The organism is Nitrospirota bacterium (assembly GCA_040754395.1).
Classification (GTDB): Bacteria; Nitrospirota; Thermodesulfovibrionia; order Thermodesulfovibrionales; family SM23-35; genus JBFMCL01.
The window spans coordinates 50,399-65,613 of the sequence record JBFMCL010000017.1; the positions used below are offsets into that span (position 1 = coordinate 50,399).

Annotated in this window: 12 protein-coding genes; 4 read left to right on the forward strand and 8 right to left on the reverse strand. The window is 50.1% G+C overall.

Going from position 1 to position 15,215, the window contains the following annotated elements:
- Positions 1–8: 8 nt before the first annotated feature.
- From pgsA to AB1552_09705, 7 genes are all read right to left on the reverse strand, one after another.
- A complete protein-coding gene (pgsA, locus tag AB1552_09675) occupies positions 9–542 on the reverse strand; it encodes a CDP-diacylglycerol--glycerol-3-phosphate 3-phosphatidyltransferase (protein ID MEW6054039.1) in 534 nt (177 codons plus the stop codon).
- On the reverse strand, positions 523–1,065 hold the full coding sequence (locus tag AB1552_09680; protein MEW6054040.1) for an HAD-IIIA family hydrolase: 543 nt from the start codon (positions 1,063–1,065) through the stop codon (positions 523–525). Before AB1552_09680 ends, pgsA begins: the two co-directional genes overlap by 20 nt.
- Before the next feature lie 373 nt (positions 1,066–1,438).
- The gene (locus AB1552_09685) at positions 1,439–1,843 is read right to left on the reverse strand and encodes a four helix bundle protein (protein ID MEW6054041.1); all 405 of its coding nucleotides are present in this window, start codon (positions 1,841–1,843) and stop codon (positions 1,439–1,441) included.
- Between the two features lies 1 nt (position 1,844).
- The gene (locus tag AB1552_09690; protein MEW6054042.1) at positions 1,845–3,671 is read right to left on the reverse strand and encodes a HEAT repeat domain-containing protein; all 1,827 of its coding nucleotides are present in this window, start codon (positions 3,669–3,671) and stop codon (positions 1,845–1,847) included.
- Between the two features lie 83 nt (positions 3,672–3,754).
- A complete protein-coding gene (locus tag AB1552_09695) occupies positions 3,755–4,144 on the reverse strand; it encodes a response regulator (protein ID MEW6054043.1) in 390 nt (129 codons plus the stop codon).
- A 259-nt stretch (positions 4,145–4,403) separates the two neighbouring features.
- On the reverse strand, positions 4,404–5,720 hold the full coding sequence (locus AB1552_09700) for a sigma-54 dependent transcriptional regulator (protein ID MEW6054044.1): 1,317 nt from the start codon (positions 5,718–5,720) through the stop codon (positions 4,404–4,406).
- An 11-nt stretch (positions 5,721–5,731) separates the two neighbouring features.
- Complete coding sequence (locus AB1552_09705; GenBank protein MEW6054045.1) at positions 5,732–8,221, reverse strand: PAS domain S-box protein; 2,490 nt, start codon at positions 8,219–8,221, stop codon at positions 5,732–5,734.
- A gap of 157 nt (positions 8,222–8,378) precedes the next feature.
- Here AB1552_09705 and AB1552_09710 point away from each other — a divergent pair, with 157 nt between their 5' ends.
- The 4 genes from AB1552_09710 (at position 8,379) to AB1552_09725 (ending at position 13,103) form a co-directional block, all read left to right on the forward strand.
- Positions 8,379–10,805, forward strand: coding sequence for an AAA family ATPase (locus tag AB1552_09710; protein ID MEW6054046.1), 2,427 nt, complete (start codon positions 8,379–8,381; stop codon positions 10,803–10,805).
- A 48-nt stretch (positions 10,806–10,853) separates the two neighbouring features.
- Positions 10,854–11,579 (forward strand): hypothetical protein, encoded by a 726-nt coding sequence (locus AB1552_09715; protein ID MEW6054047.1) that lies wholly within the window; start codon positions 10,854–10,856, stop codon positions 11,577–11,579.
- 58 nt (positions 11,580–11,637) lie between these two features.
- Positions 11,638–12,564, forward strand: coding sequence for a TIGR01212 family radical SAM protein (locus AB1552_09720; GenBank protein ID MEW6054048.1), 927 nt, complete (start codon positions 11,638–11,640; stop codon positions 12,562–12,564).
- Positions 12,565–12,647: 83 nt separating this feature from the next.
- Positions 12,648–13,103 (forward strand): TIGR00725 family protein, encoded by a 456-nt coding sequence (locus AB1552_09725; GenBank protein ID MEW6054049.1) that lies wholly within the window; start codon positions 12,648–12,650, stop codon positions 13,101–13,103.
- A 98-nt stretch (positions 13,104–13,201) separates the two neighbouring features.
- Here the strand turns inward: AB1552_09725 and AB1552_09730 are convergent, their stop codons facing one another.
- Positions 13,202–15,103 (reverse strand): propionyl-CoA synthetase, encoded by a 1,902-nt coding sequence (locus AB1552_09730; protein ID MEW6054050.1) that lies wholly within the window; start codon positions 15,101–15,103, stop codon positions 13,202–13,204.
- Positions 15,104–15,215 lie beyond the last annotated feature (112 nt).

Below are 15,215 nucleotides of genomic sequence, written 5' to 3' on the forward strand. Positions count from 1 at the left end.
AGGGGGCCTCATATCTTTTTCCCGAAAGATATTGTGTAGCGGATTCCCGAAATTATTGACAGAATCAGCGCTGCCCAGATCAGGACGATCCCGATATCATAGAGGTCTATCCCAAAGAGACTATTCTTCAGTATGAGGCAGAGTATGGCAATGATCTGCAGGGTTGTCTTTATTTTCCCCCCGACCTCTGCGGGGATTACTATATCCTTTGAAAGAGCAACCGCCCTGAGTCCTGTAACAAGAAATTCTCTCACTATGATTATGATCGCTATCCATGCAGGCAGTCTCTCCATGTCGACCAGAACGATAAGCGCAGATATCACCAGGAATTTATCTGCAATAGGATCCAGAATAATGCCGAATTTCGTGATATCGCCGGAACGTCTTGCAAGATACCCGTCAAGAAAGTCTGTCAACGAGGCGATGCCAAAAATGAATGCTCCGAACACAGGATGCGGGTAAACGGTGAATACGAAAACCGGAATAAGGACAATCCTGCTGAGTGTGAGTAAGGTCGGGAGATTAAGTCTGAGAGTACTCATCAAAAATATCCTTCCATAGTCCTTTTGCTTTGATGAGTAAATCGCATACCTCTCTGACAGCACCCCTGCCGCCCCGGTTCCTGGTTACCATCTTTACGAAGGGCTTTACCTCAACGTCGGCATCTGCAACAGCAATAGGAAGTCCGCTCAGTTTCAATACAGGGATGTCGACAATATCATCCCCGATATATGCTATCTCGCTGTCTCTGACGGAATATTTTTCGGCGATTATTCGGTACGCAACTCTCTTGTCGAAAGATCTCTGGAAAACGTCCTGCACGCCGAGTTCCGCTGCCCTTCGTTCAACGACGGTTGAGTATCTGCCGGTTATCAATGCCACTTTCACGCCGGCTTTCTGGAGCATCCTTATTCCATGCCCGTCGCGTACATAGAATGCTTTATACTCGTTGTCGCTGTTGTCAAGGATAATGCTTCCGTCAGTGAGCACACCATCCACATCCAGGATGAGTAATCTGATTTTTACTGCGGTTTCGATGAGCTCCTTCTCTGAGATATATGCCATTTTTCGTCTATGTATAAAAAGTGCCGGACTTCATATCCCCTGCAGCCGGCGAGGGGGAATTCTGTATTCGAGAGTATGATGCGCAACACAAAAAGTATATCAAAGAAAGGAAGAAAAGTCATTTTCGTCTCATATGTATCTGAACGAGTTCAGAGTCAACAGGTGTATATGCACGAAATCGCACTGCTGCTCCCATGTTCTTTTGTGTTTGTATCTTGTGTAAAACGGGGGTTAAATGGTCAGAAACAGAAGGACATGTCGTGCGCGGGGATTTTCAGCGAATGCCGCTGTGCACTGCCTGCAGGGTCTTAAAAAAAAGGGGTGGCGCATTGTGTGTACAAAGATTTCTGTACTAATTCCATCCCGCATTTTCTCAGTTATGGCTTACCATCTGATCGACAAGTTTTTTCGTCCCGTCACAGAGCAGATCGAATATGTCATCATATTTTGTATCCAGCCTCTGGAAGGTTTCCCGCCTGATGAAATTATACTTCGAGGCAAGTTCAAGGCAGTTCTGGGCTTTAGACGCTGCCTGTGCGGCATCTGACAGCTTGCTGAGAAATATCGTCCTGTTGTCTTTCATGCGCCAGGCCTCAGCAAGACTCGTGCAGACGGATAGTGAATTTCTCCGGATCTGATCTGTTAAGTAGAGTTTTTCTTTCGGGAAATTTTTTGATGCCTCGAAGATCTCCTCAAATATTTCTCTCGCCGTGTCAAATACAAAATGGTAGACCTCGAAATCCGGCTCTCCATTTACTCTCTTTCTCACCTGACGCATTTTATTCTGTTCCTCCTTTTACCGTGCAATATTCGTTCACTGTGGCGATATCCGAAAATCTTGCCTGGGTGATGCCGTATTTCCGGCCTTCTCTGTCCGTTCTGATATTCCGATGAATTTTCTCAAGCCCACTCAGCCTGGATTTGAGCAGGAACAGGGACCGCTGAGCCACGATTGGCAACGGGTCATTGGCAAGTTCTGCAATGGATTCCATATTTTCAGGGAGCGGATAACGGGAGAAGAAATCAGCACAGGAAGCCCGGATACGCCAGTTACTGAGGGAAACAGCGTTTCTGAAAAAGGCGCTGTCCTCTTCTGTGGCGCATTTTGTCAAAGCCTTATATGCAAGCCCGGACTCCTCCGGCTGCATGGTGACCGCACAGTTGCGCAGGGCTTTCCGTGCTTCAGTTCCGCCTATGCGGCCAAGAGCCTCGAGTATGCAGCATCTGATATGCGATGAGGTTTTCTGCAGGTGTACGACGAGGGAAGGGATGCTTTCCTCGTCCCTGAATTCCCCGGCTGCCCTGATAAGCGGCTCGGCCGGGTACACAGCGAGGATTCTCCTTAGCGCCGGCATCAGTTCCCTGAGATTTGCCTTCACAGCTACCTCTGCTGCAACAGGCGCATAGATGCCGGGATTCTCCTCTATCCATTGGAGCCACGGCAGCGCTTTCAGTATCGACCTGGAATCTGTAATCTGGGATAAGACATGAATGCGGCTGCCGGGTGGAAGATCCAGAATCTCCAGGGCAATGCAGATGGGTGAAATCCCCAGGAACGATGAGATAACCAGCCTTGTCTCATCATCGACATCGGTGTCAATCAGAAGGGAACGCAATAATTTTTTGTGCACGCGGAGCAAAGGATTCAATACATATCGGTACGAAACCGGTATCCTGATATACAGGTCAAGGACAGCAGGAACGATCCCGGGATCCTTGATTTTGAGAAGCGCATGTACGATGCACTCCAGATGGTCGATATGGTCATGCTTCTCCAAAGCGGTTTTAAGACAGGCCACCGGAGCGTCTTTCGGAAAGCGGGAGACAAGTTGAAACCCCCATATGCGCTGCATCCCGCGTGCGTTCAGTAAATAAGGGATAAGATCATGGCGGTTTTTCAGACAGGGGGGGAGCATCTCCTTGGCAGTCAGGGAAGATTCAAGAGTCGCAAGTGCTTTTTTATCGTCCGGGCCTGGTCCCAGCGCAAGGATGCACTGTGCCGCAGAGAGGCGCATTGTGACGGACGAACCATTCAGGTGCTGGATGATTGATGTCCGAAGGCCCTGCGTCCCGGAAGGTTTTTTTGCAAGGCCTTCGATGACATGGGCCATAAGCCCGAGTATTGTTTCGGTATCAGGCTGGCCATGAAATTTCACCCAGTGCCTCGACAATGCCCGAAAGGCTGTTATCCCGCCGATGCGGGCGAGTGCTTCTGCAGCCGATAGTCCTACGGCCGGGTCTGACAGCAGATGCGCAAGAGGACGAACGGCCTGAGAGGAGCGCAGGTCTCCCAATGCCTGAATGGCAGCCTTTTTCAACGGTGAATCTGATTTCAGGAAAGGTGTGATATCTGACAGCACACTGTCATTGCCCAGATGGCTGATGGTGATGATCGCCGCTTGTACTATATCGGCATCAGGATAGTGAAGCAGCGCGCGAAGCATTGTCAGCGCCCTCGGATCTTTCAGGTGATCAAGGACCTGAATTGCCTGAAGTACGGTGTCCGGATCATTGTCCTGTAAGAGACCGGAGACGAAAGAGAATGAGTGCCTGTCATTCTCGTGATGACTGACGTGTTCATAATCCGTGAAAATACTGGTTGCCATGTTTTTCCCCTTTGCTTTTTCCTTAAAAAAGATATCGTGCCGGCTTTCCCCGGGCCGGAAATTTTCTGAAACGCGAAATTTTTTCATGCCTTTAAAGCGCATAATAAGACCCCCAAGCTTTTCAGGGCATCTTTAATGATGCTGGTTGAAACAGGTTTTTCAAAATAGTATGAGGCTCCGAGATTGTAGGCTTTTTTCATGACATCCTGATTGCCGTACGCAGTAATGAGGATTGCATGGGTTTCGGGATATTGCCCCTTCACATAACTGATTATGTCCAGACCTTCCTCACCGGAAAACCCTGAAAGCCTGAGGTCTGCAATAACGGCAGCATACTCTTGTCTGTCGAGCAGGGAAAACGCTTCCTCTACTGTTTCAGCCGTATCGACTTCAATGTCCGGACACTGGAGAAGCTTTTTAAAGGCCATGAGAATGGTTGTTTCGTCGTCAACGATAAGTACGCGCCTATTCATTTGTTCCCCTATTCAATGAGCAGTCACCAGATTGTATCTTTTCCCTGTATGGACATGATAAAAGCAAGATGAATGCCAGAGGGGGCGAGCGCTTAACCGGCTGGGAAATAATGATATTTTATGCAGAACCCGAAGGGAAGATTCTCATTCCCGGCAAGCGATTCTCAAAGTGAGAATTGTCCCGTGGGAAAACACGAAACCCGGTGCATTTCATCGGCATCCGGGACTGTCTTCCTGCCGGGATAATCGCGACAGAATTTTATGGATGGAATTTTTTCAGTTTCCTGTAAAGCGTGGCCCTTGAAATTCCCAGCGCTTCTGCCGCTTTGCGTGTATCGCCGCTGAACCGCTTAATTACTGTTTTGATATGTTCCTCTTCGATGTTTTCCAGATTGTTCACTTGCGGAATACTTTCGGCGTGGACAGACGGGAAATCGAGGCCGGAAAAGTGCTCGGCAGTCATGGCGTTGCCATGCGCAAGCAGCTGCGCCCTTTCGAGTACATTTCTCAGTTCCCGGATATTGCCGGGCCATGAGTAGTTTTTCAGCAGTTGCATTGCATCCGGAGAGATGTCAGTGTTGGCCGATCCCATTGCGCTTAAAAGGTGCCGGATAAGTCCGGTAATGTCCTCTCTGCGCTGCCGCAGAGGAGGAATGACGATCGGAATGACATTGATGCGGAAATACAGATCCTTCCGAAATCTGCCCTGATGCGTCTCTTCCAGGAGGTCACGGTTTGTTGCACAGATGAGCCTGAAGTCGCTTTTCCGCATTTTTACTTCCCCCAGCCTCCGGTACTGTTTTTCCTCGATAACCTTCAGAAATTGCGCCTGCACCCCGATATCCATGTCGCTGATCTCGTCAAGAAATAGAGTGCCCCCATCAGCGACCTCGATAAGGCCCTGTCTTTCCTGCACTGCGGAAGTGAACGCACCTCTTGCGTGACCGAAGAGCTCGCTGGCAAGCAGGTCACCTTTGAGGTTTGAACAGTTCAGTTCAACAAAGGGCGCGGGATTCCTGGCGCTGTTTTCATGGAGCCATCTCGCCAGTACACCCTTGCCTGAGCCGGTTTCGCCGAGCAGCAGCACAGGGGAATCATTTTTCGACGCAAGCGAGGCAAGATCAAGCACCTTTTTCATTTCGGAACTTTCACCGAAATACGCCTGCTCTTTCCTCTCGAGTTTCTGGTTCGTGAGATGCTTTCTTCTGAGCGTACCGAGTTCGAGACTTTTTCGCAGGAAAACATCGAGATCTTCCATATTGACCGGCTTGGTCAGAAAGTTGTCAGCACCGCGTTTCACGGCTTCTACTGCCACAGGGATATCCCCGAATCCGGTGATTATTATTATCGGTATGTCAGGATGTCCTTCCCTCAACTCAAGTATCCAGTCCAGACCACTGCCGTCAGGCAGGTACATATCAAGCAGGATTGCATCAAAACGCTGGGTTATTATTGCCTCCTTTGCTTCCGCAAGGAGAGAGGCTCCATGCACTGCATACCCTGACTTTGTCAGATATTTCCTGAAGCCGAACTGTGTTCCTTCGTCATCATCAATTAAGAGGATTTTCGGTTTCATACCCTGCCTTTCTACAGAATCGGGAGAATGATTTCCACTGTACACCCCCGCAGCGGACTGTTATTGCGTATTATGACATCTCCGCCATGAGCCTGGATAGTGTTTTTCACTATGCTCAGTCCCAGGCCGTTTCCCCTCTTCCGTGTGGTAAAAAACGGTTCAAATACCTTCAGAAAATTTTCCTGAGGAATTCCATGCCCTTCATCTGCCACGCATATCCTCGCGTTTTTTCCCTTCGTCTGCGAGACCATGAAACGTATTTCGCTTCCCTCCGGACTGTGCTGGGCGGCATTCTCCAGCAGATTAAGAAAAACCTGCTGAAGCCTGGACCTATCTGCCATTACCTGGAAACTGTCGGCTTGATCAGGCAGAATTAAACTCACCTTATGCGTCCGCGACAAGGGCGACTGCTTCCATAAATCAACAGTCGAGGCACATAGGGAAATCAGAGAATCCCTGTGCAGGTTTGACGGCTGTATCGGTTTCCCGAGGTCGAGGAGATCTCCCATCAACCGTGAAAGCCTGTCAACCTGTGTCCGGATATGTTCCAGATATGGCTTGTATTCAGGATTGTTCCCGATGTCCTGAAAGAGCGCTTCGGTAATTGCCAGGATGGCATTCAGGGGGTTTCGGACTTCATGGGCTACGCCCGCAGCCATCTGACCGAGGAGCTTGATTCTGTCCAGCTGCCGCAACTGCGTCTCCATGACATTCCGTTCAAACTCATAGGCGATATATCGTGTAAAAATCTCTATCAGGCGGATTTCATCCTCGCTGAAAGTCCGTTCTTCATAATCCATGGCAGAGAATGCCCCAACCGGCTTGCCGCTGATATTTCGTATGGGGACTGCAATGGAAGACCTGAACCCGTATTGAGAAAGCAGCATGTTTTCCGGAAACAGCTGGTGCAGAGGGCCTTTTATCTGGCACGGCGCATTCTGCTCGTATGCCCGGCTGCAGGGAGAATACTCAAGAGGGATTCTTTCGTTATGGATAAAATTGCCGCCGGTGATGCGCGCGATGATCCTCACCTGGTCTTCCTCGATGTGTTCAACCGCGGCATATGGGGTTTTCAGGAGTTTGGAGAGATTGAACACCACCTGTTCGCAGACTGCTTCGTAGGAACCGCGGACAGTTGTGGCGATGTTGTATACTGACTGCAGCGTTTCAAGACTCTGTACCAGTTTCTCTTCAGCCACCTTGCGCTTTGTCATGTCGAGGATGGATATGATACTTTGTTTTGTCCCCGGAATCAGGTCCGCGGTAATCGAGACTTTTTTGACAGTTCCCTGTTTGCCGATCAGCCTCGCTTCGTATGTCCTTGGAACCGCATCAGGACTGATTCTTCTGATGCGGTGATAACTCCTTAATCTTTCCAGGTCTTCCTCTGCGATGAACTCATCCCATTTTTTCCTGCCGATGATCTCCTCCCTGGAATATCCGAGCACTTTCTCACATTCCATGTTCACCATCGGTATCGACATGTCTTCATCCACAATAATTGTTGTGGTGCCTGTAGTTTCAAAAATCGTCCTGTACAAGTCCTGGGATTCCTTGAGTGCTTTCTCAGCCATCTTGCGTTCGGTGATGTCTTCGATGACGCCATCGATCCATTTCATCCTTCTGTTTTCGTCATATTGAGCTTTTGCGGTTACGGAAGCCCAGATAGGCGTCCCGTCTTTTCTCAGGAGCTTGATTTCCTCATTGTGCACATGCCCCTGTCGCAGGATTTTTGCGACAAATGCTTTTCTGTCTTCAGGGTTCTGATAGAGTTCTGCAACAGACATGTTGAGAAGCTCTTCCATCGAATCATAGCCGAACATTTTCACCATGGCGTGATTCACCTGAAGAAACCGGCCATATGCTTCAAGAGTGTTTCTGTAGATTCCCATGTTGATGTTTTCGACCAGAGACCGGTATTTTTCTTCTGACGCGATCAGCTCCTTTTCTGTCCTGTTACGGTGAATTGCGATTGCGTACAGGGAGGCAAGACGTTCGGTAACCGCAAGCTCTTTTCCTGTATAATCGTGGCCTGCATTGGCCAGAGAAATTTGCCCAAGAAGCTTCCCCTGAATCATTGCTGGCACCGAGAGAAAACGGTGTATCCGGATATGTCCCTGCGGTATCCCCGATGACCGGGGGTCGTCAGCCGGGGAATTGGTTATGATCGGTTGACGGTTGTTCAGCACCCATCCCCACAGTCCCCTGAAATCCCTGAAGACGGTATCCTTGTCTTTTACCCGGCACTCATCCCAGATTTCACGTATCATGGTCGGAATGACAAGATGCGCGGTTTCAGGATCAATATACCCAACGAAACCGAACTCGCTGCCTGTGAGATCCTTTGCATGTGCAAGGACGAGATCAGATATGTCTTCTATTGCTGCGGCAGAAAGAAGACTGCTTGACAGGTCTGCTACAGCGGCATTGACCTTCGCTCCCCAGTCTGTTTTTGTCTCCTTTTTCCGGTGTTCCGTGTCCGGCTTTTTCGTTGTCTTCATCAGATAATGTAGTGCTCTCCAGAGCCAAAGTTCTTTTTTTAGCTTTTAGTTAAATAGTATCAGAATATGCAATACATCTCAATAACCTTCTCAGGCACGTCAACTGAGTCAATATAGTGATATAATTAGCCTAAATAATAGACTGCAGGAGGAGGAAATGGAAAAAACTGATCTTAGTCACTATGCTGTCCCTCTCGATAAACTTCGCTGGATCTGTGCTGAAGATCTGTTTCAGTTCGAATGTACTTCTGATATCGAGCCTCTCAAGGAGTTTATCGGTCAGGCAAGGGCAATGGATTCCATCAATTTCGGCCTTGCGGTGGAAAGGCCCGGATATAACCTGTTTCTTACCGGACTTACGGGAACAGGGAAGGCGACAACGGTGAAGGCACGTTTGCAGAAATATATAGAGGGAAGAGAAGCGCAGGGCATTACATGGCAGATTAACGACTGGTGTTATGTATTCAATTTCCCTTCTCCTGACCAGCCGAGGGTGCTCGGACTGCCGCAGGGGCTGGGAAAGCAGTTCAGCAGCAGCATGGATGAACTGGTGAAGAGACTGAGGCAAGAAATCCCGAAGACTTTCGGCAGCGAGGAATATAACAAGAAAAAACAGGAAATAATGGAAGCGCACCAGAAGCAATATCAGGAGGCTATGGATTCCCTTGACCAGGAGACTTCTGAAAAAAATCTCATGGTGCAGATTTCCCCTATGGGCGCAGCAGTCGTTCCGCTGGTGGAGGGGAAACCGATGGCAAGGGATGAATTCCTTAAACTGCCTGACACGGAAAGAGCAAAAATCGAGGCTGAACGCCTGTCGATGATGAAGAAGGTTGAAGCGACCTATTCGCGTTTTAAGGATCTGGAAAAAGAGACCGGAGAAAAAATGAGGGACAATGACATGAAGGCGGGCGAATTCGCGATTTCCGGACCTTTTGAGGAAATGTTCGCACGATATGCAGAATACCCCGAGGTCTTGGCTTTCCTCAAAGAAGCGAAGGAATATACCCTTAAAAAGCTTGATTTATTTGTGCAGCCGCAAATGCAGCAGCCCCCTGTGTTTACTCCCGCGCAGCAGGCAGACCCGTTCATGGCCTACAAAGTAAATGTATTTGTAGATAACAGCAAGGCTGCCGGCCCCCCGATCATTTCTGAATCCAACCCGAACTGGTTCAACATGTTCGGGAAAACGGAAAGAAAAGCCCTGATGGGAACGTATATCAGTGACCACACCATGATTAAGGCAGGTGCTGTCCAGATGGCAAACGGCGGATACCTGATCCTCAATATCAGGGATGTGTTGCTGAACCAGGGGGTATGGGAGGGTCTGAAGCGGGTTATCAGGACCAAGGAAGTCAGGGTGGAGGACCCCTGGGAGCAGTTCGGGTTCTTCGGTCCGCAGGGAATGAAAGCCCAGCCAATGCCCATTGACTTCAAAATCATCGTTATGGGGGATGATTCCCTTTACCAGTTGCTGACAATGTATGATGAGGATTTCTGGGAAATGTTCAAGGTCAAGGCGGACTTTGATTCCCAGATGCAGCGCACGACAGACAATCTCATGTCGTATGCATGCTACATACGCAATTGCTGCGATACTGAAAAGCTCCTTCCGTTTGACCGTTCCGGCGTTGCGAGGGTTATCGAGTATGCGGCCAGGGCAGCTGGCGACCAGGAAAAGCTGTCTGCGCGTTTTGGCCCGCTGAAGGATGTGCTGGTCGAGGCCGATTACTGGGCACGGGAATCTCAAAGCGAGAGAATTACCGGAGAACATGTAGAAAAAGCGATCAAAGAGAAGATCTACCGGCTGGATCTGATAGCTGAACGCGTGCGCCGGATGATAGAGGAAGGGACGATCATGGTGGACGTTGAAGGAGAGGTTGTGGGGCAGGTAAACGGTCTCTCGGTGTATGATCTCGGCATATTCAGTTTCGGGCGGCCAAACCGGATTACCGCAAAAACCTTTCTCGGAAAGCGCGGGGTGATCAACATCGAGCGCGAGTCCCAGCTCAGCGGCCGGATCCATGACAAGGGGGTGCTGATCCTGTCCGGCTATCTGGGGTGGAAATATGCCCAGGACAAGCCAATGACCCTCTCTGCGAGTGTCTGCTTTGAGCAGTCCTACTCGGGTGTGGAAGGAGACAGTGCTTCCTCTACAGAGCTTTATGCGATTCTGTCGAGCCTTGCGGGTATTCCCGTCAGGCAGAACATTGCGGTTACCGGTTCCGTGAATCAGAAAGGAGAGGTCCAGCCAATCGGGGGTGTGAACCACAAGATAGAGGGGTTTTTTGACATATGCAAGGCGAGGGGGCTGACAGGCCAACAGGGGGTCATGATTCCTCACCAGAACATTCGCAACCTGATGTTGCGTGAAGAGGTGGTAAAGGCTGTGCAGGAGGGACGGTTTCATATTTATGCGGTAAAGACCATTGAAGAGGGGTTTGAGGTCCTGACCGGCGTACCATCAGGGCAGAAAAAACCGGACGGGACGTATCCTGAAGGCACGGTAAATTTTCTGGTAGACAGGCAGCTGAATGAGTTCGCGGGAAAGATGAAGGCATACCGTGTGTCCGAAGAAGAATAAAAAATGCAATCGCGCACTATATGCAACGAGACCGGGGCATGCAACGCTGTGAAATATCTGGGCGGAATAATTGTTTTTGCAGTTCCGATCCTTTTGCTGTTTCTCTGCCCTGCCTCCGCGTTATCTGAAGTCTTTGTGCATGATATGATCGCACGGAAGGGCGAAGAAGTCATGCTGAAGGCAGTGACAAGAGGGAAGTTTTTCCGCAAAGGGGGAGTGGTTGCCGAGTTTATCGTCAACGGGAGATCAGTCGGAAAAAACCTCTCCGGAGGCGACGGCGTTGCATTCAGGCAATTCAGACCGTCAGCGGCCCGAAGGTATTCCATCACCGTCAAGACCGCTTCGGAAGAAGACAGGGGCATTCTTCTTGTTCTTGAAAAAGGGGATCGCATCATTTTTGTCGACGTTGAGGCAGCGTTGCTGGAGGGCACGTTTTCTCAAAAACCGAGGAGGGGGAGTCAGGAAATAATTGCACAGCTCTCCAAAAGATTCCCCGTTGTTTTTCTCCAGACAGGCATGCTCAACGAAAGAGCGATCAAGTCGTGGCTGAAAGAAAACGGGTTCAGGGCATTGCCGGTCATCCCGTGGGATCAGGGAAGAATTTTTCATGAGATAAGGGAAAAGGGAATAGGTATTCACGCAATAATAGGAAGCAGCATGGTAATCGAATCCGCAGGGGAACATGCCCCGAAGGCATTCAGTTTCGGGGATGCAGAGAATGCACAGGCGGTCAAGTCCTGGCAGGAGATCGGGAGGAAGCTGAAAAAACAGTAGTTGCGGAATACCGGACCCACATTTGACAGAACCCGGACGAAAGCGAAATAATTGAACTATGGAAAGACGGTATAATTCGTTCGGCGCATATATAAAAAAGCGCTTCGGTGCCACCGTGTACAAGGTGAATGTTGATGCAGGGTTTACCTGTCCCAACAGGGACGGTACTGTGGGAACATCAGGCTGTATTTACTGCAACAATGACAGTTTCAGGCCGAATTCCTGCAGGCCGACTCTTTCGGTGCGTGCACAGATCGCCAACGGCATCGCATACATCCGGAAAAGATACAAGGCACAGAAATATCTTGTGTACTTTCAGCCATATACCAACACGTACGCTCATGTTGACGAACTGGAGCGACTTTACCTCCAGGCTTTGTCAGATCCCTCTGTGATCGGTCTTGCGATAGGGACAAGGCCTGACGCGGTGGACTCCGAAAAGATAGCCCTTCTGCAGTCGCTTGCGGAAAAATATTTTATCCTGATCGAATACGGCATGCAGTCAATGCATGACAGGACCCTCGAATTCATCCGCCGCGGTCACGACTACAATTCATTTCTGGACGCAATAGCACTGACAAAGAACCGGGGGATATCTGTCGGCGCGCACATCATTGTCGGATTTCCCACTGAAACAAGGGATGAGATGTTTTTGATGGCAGATGAACTTTCCTGTCTCCCCATCGGGTTTCTTAAAATACATCAGCTCCAGGTCATTAAAGACACACCTTTGGAAATCATTTACAGGAAAAGCCCTTTCCCTGTGTTTGCATATGATGAATACCTTGATTTTGTGACGGAATTCCTCGAAAGGCTTTCTCCCGGAATAGTCCTCCAGCGGCTTTTTGCGACAGCCCCTGACGCGATCCTTATCGCTCCCAGGTGGGGGAAAAGCAGGCAGGAGATGCTGCGGGATATCGAAAAGACAATGGAGGACAGGAATACCTTTCAGGGCAAAAAGCTGAAAATTCCCACAAGGGCATAAAAAGGTACTATGCTGGTGTTATCCGGGTCCGGTGATACGCATTCCAGGCGGGTGAAGAGATTCCCCGGGAAAAAAACCCTCTCATGAAACCACTTATTGCAGTGATCGGTGGAAGAGAGACCGAAGCATCACTCCTCAGAGAGGCTGAAGAGGTTGGCAGAATGATTGCTCTGCGGGGAGCGTATCTTGTATGCGGCGGACTGGGGGGAGTAATGGAGGCTGCTTCACGGGGAGCAAAGTCAGCAGGAGGACTGACTGTCGGAATCCTTCCGCAGAACGACGCAAAGGAAGCAAATCAATTCGTAGATATTCCCATCGCAACCGGGCTCGGGATAGGCAGGAATGTCATCATTGCACGCGCTGCAGATGCATTGATTGCGGTCGGCGGCGAATACGGCACTCTTTCAGAGATCGCATTTGCATTGCAGATAGGCAAGCCGGTTGCAGGTATCAGGACATGGGATATTAAGGGGATTCTGCATGCTCAAAATGCTGACGAGGCAGTCAGGAAGGTGTTCGGACTCATCGAATCTCAGTGAATAAGAATTTTCCGTGATCTGTCCCTTCTTATCAACCCTGCAGGCCTGCATGAACGGGTCATGATAACGCGAATTCGCCTGTCCGCAAAGGAAAGCGGTTACTCTTTTTTTCTGGCATACCCGATCTTCCGGAGAGCTTCCTCCACTTCTCCCAGAATGGAGGGGTCATCTATGGTGGACGGAACGGTATACGGCTGGGCATCAGCAATCTTTCTCATGGTGCTCCGGAGTATCTTGCCCGAGCGTGTTTTCGGAAGCCTCGCCACTACCACTGCTTCCTTAAAGCAGGCAACAGGGCCGATCTCGTTCCGTATCATCTGGACCAGTTCCTTTTTCAGTTCCTCTTCCCCTCTGACAACCCCTGACTTCAGGACGACCAGTCCGACAGGGAGCTGTCCCTTGAGCGTATCATGCGCGCCGATAACCGCGCACTCAGCAATATCCTCATGCTGGGCTACGACTTCTTCCATGGAGCCGGTTGAAAGTCTGTGGCCGGCGACATTAATGACGTCATCGACCCTGCCCATGATATACACATACCCGTCTTCATCCATAAAGCCGCCATCGCTGGTAAAATAGTATCCGGGAAATATCATCATGTACGATTCGATGAATCTCTCGTCAGCGTTCCAGAGCGTCGGCAGTGTGCCGGGGGGCAGCGGATGCTGTACCACCACAAGGCCCTCTTCTTTCGGACCCAGTTTCTTGCCCATATTGTCGATTATCTGGACGTTATAGCCCGGCACCGGTTTCGTACATGAGCCGGGCTTGATCGGGAAGCTTTCTATCCCCATACAGTTTGCGGTTATGGGCCAGCCGGTTTCCGTCTGCCACCAGTGGTCGATAACCGGTTTCTGCAGGAGATTATATGCCCAGTGATAGGTATCAGGGTCTGTTCTTTCTCCGGCAAGGAAGAGATACCGGAACCCTGAAAGATCGTATTTCCTGATGTATTCGCCCTGGGGGTCTTCCTTCTTGATTGCGCGGAATGCAGTCGGGGCAGTGAACAGCGTCTTGACCCCGTGCTGGGAAATGACTCTCCAGAATGCCCCGGGATCAGGCGTCCCCACGGACTTGCCTTCATACAATACTGTCGTGCATCCGGTTATCAGAGGCCCGTACACTATGTATGAATGCCCCACGACCCATCCCACGTCTGAGGCAGCCCAGAAGACCTCACCGGGTTTTGTATCATAGATATTCTCCAGGCTCCATCTCAATGCAACTGCATGGCCGCCGTTGTCCCGCACGACCCCTTTGGGTTTCCCTGTGGTCCCGGATGTATAGAGGATATAGAGCGGGTCTGTTGCCTGCACCGGCACGCACGGGGCAGGTTCTGCATTGGCAATGAATTCTTGCCACGCAATATCCTTTCCGGGGATCAGTTCGGCTTCTGCCAGTCGTCGCTGATAAATAATGCACTTATCGGGCTTATGGGCCGCGAGTTCGATCGCCTTATTCAGCATCGGCTTGTACTCTATGAGCCGCTTTACCTCCATGGCACCCGAGGCGGAGATAATGACCTTGGGCTTTGCATCATTGATCCTGAGGGCAAGTTCATGAGGTGCAAACCCGCCAAACACAACTGAGTGGACTGCTCCGAGACGTGCACAGGCGAGCATGGCTACCGCTGCCTGAGGTATCATGGGCATATAGATGATTACTGTATCTTCTTTGTGTACGCCGAGTCCCTTCAGGGCACCGGCAAAACGTGACACCTGATCGAGAAGGTCCCTGTAAGAGATCTTTCTGATTGTCCCGGTAACAGGACTGTCGTAGATAATGGCGGTCTGGTCACCCCTTCCGGCTTCAACATGCCTGTCGAGGGCGTTGTAGCAGGTATTCATTTCTCCGCCGGCGAACCAGCGGTAGAAGGGAGGGTTTGAGGTATCAAGCACCCTGTCCCATTTTTTGTGCCATGTAATGGCTTCAGCCGCTTCTCCCCAGAACCCTTCAGGATCATCAATGCTCCTCCGGAATAACTCATTGTACTTGCCCATCGGATGTCTCCTTCGCGAATAGTGATAAAAAGCGTTTTATCTTAGCATAAAAAGATAATTTTCATTTCAGGTGCCTGAAAACCATGCCTTTCCGTACCTGATTGTCCGGCAT